The sequence below is a fragment of the Sulfitobacter sp. UBA4523 genome, from assembly GCF_002388305.1.
In the GTDB taxonomy this organism is placed as follows: Bacteria; Pseudomonadota; Alphaproteobacteria; order Rhodobacterales; family Rhodobacteraceae; genus Sulfitobacter; species Sulfitobacter pontiacus.
Window position 1 is genome coordinate 12426 of sequence record NZ_DGMH01000001.1, and the last position, 3532, is coordinate 15957.

Annotated in this window: 5 protein-coding genes and 1 pseudogene; 2 read left to right on the plus strand and 4 right to left on the minus strand. The window is 63.2% G+C overall.

Annotated features, from left to right (window positions below; translation table 11 throughout):
* Window positions 1–183, plus strand: a 183-nt coding sequence (locus B3849_RS00065) for a VOC family protein (RefSeq protein WP_286779672.1), incomplete at its 5' end; no start/stop codon positions are given.
* Between the two features lie 2 nt (window positions 184–185).
* Complete coding sequence (locus tag B3849_RS00070; RefSeq protein WP_005851259.1) at window positions 186–479, plus strand: DUF1467 family protein; 294 nt, start codon at window positions 186–188, stop codon at window positions 477–479.
* Here the strand turns inward: B3849_RS00070 and B3849_RS00075 are convergent.
* The 4 genes and pseudogenes from B3849_RS00075 to B3849_RS00090 all read right to left on the minus strand — a co-directional run.
* Window positions 412–1146 carry an EI24 domain-containing protein gene (locus B3849_RS00075; RefSeq protein ID WP_278424828.1) on the minus strand — a complete coding sequence of 245 codons (735 nt, stop codon included), beginning with the start codon at window positions 1144–1146 and terminating at the stop codon, window positions 412–414. The genes B3849_RS00070 and B3849_RS00075 overlap by 68 nt on opposite strands.
* Window positions 1137–1709: a nitroreductase family protein gene (locus tag B3849_RS00080; RefSeq protein WP_064216344.1), complete on the minus strand. Its 573-nt coding sequence runs from the start codon at window positions 1707–1709 to the stop codon at window positions 1137–1139. Before B3849_RS00080 ends, B3849_RS00075 begins: the two co-directional genes overlap by 10 nt.
* A gap of 11 nt (window positions 1710–1720) precedes the next feature.
* A complete protein-coding gene (locus B3849_RS00085) occupies window positions 1721–2827 on the minus strand; it encodes a class II histone deacetylase (protein ID WP_278424829.1) in 1107 nt (368 codons plus the stop codon).
* A gap of 138 nt (window positions 2828–2965) precedes the next feature.
* Window positions 2966–3532: pseudogene (locus tag B3849_RS00090) on the minus strand (tryptophan--tRNA ligase); the annotation flags it as partial.

Sequence of the window (3532 nt, forward strand, 5' to 3'; positions counted from 1 at the left end):
GGTGGCATCCACCACATCTGCTATGAGGTCGAAGACATCATCGCGGCGCGGGATCGCCTGAAGGAAAGCGGCGCGCGTGTTCTGGGGAACGGAGAGCCCAAGATCGGTGCCCACGGCAAGCCGGTGATTTTCCTGCACCCCAAAGACTTTAACGGCGCGCTGGTCGAGCTGGAGCAGGTGTAACCATGGCCGTCATGTCAGGTATCGTTCTGTTCACCGTGATCTGGTCGATGGTCTTTATGATCCTGCTGCCAGTACGGGTGCAGACCCAGGGGGATCTGGGCCAGATCGTCGAGGGCACCCATGCGGGGGCCCCCGAACATCACCACCTAAAAAAGAAAGCGCTGTGGACGACCGCTGTGTCGATCGTGCTATGGGCGATCATCGCGGGGATCATCCTGTCGGGCTGGTTCACCGTGGCGGATGTGGAGCAGTGGCTCCACGGGGCACCGACACCAATTGGTGGAACAAATGGGTAAAGGTCGCCGCCCCTAGGATCGGAATCACCAGATTCAGCAGCGGCACCGACAGGGGAATCGCCATCAACACGCCGGCGGCCCAGATTGTAAGGCCATGTTTCCCGCGCAGACGCTTTGCCTCGGTGCGGCCCACCCGCCGGATCGCGGCAAGGGTGAAATACTCGCGCCCCAACAAGAAACCGTTCACGCTCCAGAAGATCAGGGGCGCGAAGGGGGCGAACATCAGGTACAGCACCAACGCCACGACGTTCACACCGATCAGCACCCCCATGAAGTTCACCGTATCGCGCAGCGCGTCGCCAAAGGGAACGGGCGTGGCGGGGGGCAGATGGGGGTAGTGTTCGGCCTCTACCGCGTCGGCCACATCATCCAGAAACATCGACGTGATGGCCGAGGCGACGGGCACCATCAGGAACACCGACAGCACCATCAACAGCAGCGCTGCCCCCCAGCTGAACAGATCGTCAAGCCACGAAACCTCGCCCAGAACGGGCAGCCAGTTGTCCTCTCCGGTCAGCCAGTCGATCAGCCAGACAAAGCCCGCAGACGCACCGACCAGCAGCAGCAACGCCAAGCCGACACCCAGCAGCAGCACGCGGCGAAAGCTTGGATCGCCGAGCTGTCCAACGGCCAGCCCGAAGGCGCGAAAAATCTGTGCTATTGCCATGTGGTGATCGCCGTGATGTCGGGGCGCCCGCGCTCTGGCGGGGCGGAGGTTTCGGTGCCGATATGGATGATGCCTGCGATGCGTTCGTGTTCCGCGAGGTCGAAAGCCTCGGTCATGAAGGCGCGGTCGTGGCTGACCCAACCGCTTAGCCAGTTCGCGCCCCAGCCAGAGGCGAGCGCGGCATTGACCAGCGACAGGCAGACCCCGCCCACGGCATAGGTCTGTTCCAACGGCGGGATCTTGGGCGAGGGTTTCTGCACCTCGACCACCACAACCGCCAGATCGCCCTGATCGAATTGCCCGCGGCCCTTCTGGATCTGCTCGGCGTCGAGCGCCAGGGCGGTGCCGCGTGCCTCGGCGATGTCGGCCAGACGCGCCATCGCGGGCTTTTCGATCACGATAAATCGCCAGGGCTCCAGCATCCCGTGATCCGGCGCACGCGAGGCCACGGTCAACAGCTCGGTCAGCGTGTCGCGGTCGGGGACCGGTGTGGTTAGGGTCTTGGCGGGGCGCGAACGGCGGGTTTGCAGGAAATGCAGCGCGTCGGGATTGGGTGTCGGCATCGGGGTCTCTCTTATAGGTTCAGCTCTTGCGCCATGTCGTCGATGGACGCGCGCAGGAAAGCGTCGAATGCGGGGCTTGGCTGGCGAATGCGAAAGTTCTTCGCATGGGGATCTGGCGCTGTGATGTCACTGTCTGCGAGGGCTGCAATGGTGGCGTGGCCACAGAAGGGAACATAGGCCTCTGAATAGCCGCCTTCATGAACGAGCACCAGCTTGCCGCCGCAAAGTTTTTGCGCCGCGGCTTTGATCTGCTGTGTCATCTCGGCAAAGGTTTCCGCTGTGGCCTGCATGCGCGCCAGCGGGTCCACGATAGAGGCATCGAAACCGCAGGCGACGATGATCATATCGGGCTGATACGCGTCGAGCGCGGGGAGCACCACGCGATCGAGCGCATGCAGATAGGCCGTATGCCCCGACCCCGCGTGCATCGGCAGGTTGATATTGTAACCGGCTCCCGCGCCGTTGCCTCGATCCGCCAGCGCGCCGGTATCAAGCGGGTAATTCCCTTCTTGATGGAGCGAGATCGTCAGCACGTCGTCGCGGTCATAAAAGATCGCCTCGGTGCCATTGCCGTGGTGCACATCCCAGTCCAGCACGGCAACGCGGCGCACCAGCCCCTTGGCCTTTGCTGCCTCGATCGCGATGGCGATATTGGCGAGCAGGCAGAAGCCGTTAGGGAAATCAGGCAGCGCATGGTGCCCCGGTGGACGGCTGAGCGCATAGGCATTGTCGAGGTCACCTTTGGCAACGGCCTCTACCGCGGCGATGGAGAGGCCCGCGGACAGCGCCGCAATCTCGAACCCGCCGGCGGCGAAGGGGGTGCGCAGCCCCAGCTCTCCACCGCCCGCGTCGGAAAGGCGCTTGAAGTCGTCGAGATAGGCAGCCGGATGGACCCGCAGCAGATCCTCGCGCGATGCAGGTGCCGCGCTGCGCAGGTCGAGCTCGGCCATCAGGCCGGTGACCTCCATCAGATTGCGCAGGCGGCGTTTGGTCTCGGGGTTTTCCGGCAGGCCGCCCGCCGCCAGCGGCTGCACCAAGCCGCCCACGGGCATGGTAAAGGCATAGTTGCCACCTGCGTGCCAAAAGCAGCGTTCATCCATGAAAAAACCGGTGGTCATCGTCTATCCCCTTCGTGGTTCGGGCGAAGGCTGGCAAAACGCTAAAGGATTGTCCATGGGGGCAAGGCCCGCAGCCGTGGTGCTGCGGGGGGGACCTGTGGAGTGAGTATTTGGGAAAGGGTGAAGGGGCGGGCTGGTTTAGCCCACCATGCCCACAATCTCGTAGGTTTTCTTGAGGATCGGCGCGGTGATCTCGCGCGCTTGGGTGGCACCGTGGGCCAGAATGCGGTCGATCTCTGCCTCGTCGGCCATCAGCTCTGCCATGCGGGTGCTGATCGGGGCCATTTTGGCGACGGCGAGTTCAGCCAGTTTGGGTTTGAAGGTGCCGAACTGCTGGCCGCCCACATCGGCCAGAACCTGTTCAACGGTCTGGTCGTTCAGCGCGGCAAAGATATTCACCAGATTGCGCGCCTCTGGCCGGTCCTTGAGGCCGTCCACTTCGGAGGGGAGCGCATCGGCGTCGGTCTTGGCCTTGCGGATTTTCTTGGCGATGGTGTCGGCATCGTCGGTCAGGTTGATACGGCTGGCATCGGAAGGGTCGGATTTCGACATCTTCTTGGACCCGTCGCGCAGGGACATGACGCGGGTCGCAGCCCCTTCGATCACCGGTTCGGTCAACGGGAAGAAATCGACGCCGTAGTCATGGTTGAACTTGGCCGCGATGTCGCGGGTCAGTTCAAGGTGCTGTTTCTGGTCCTCGCCCAC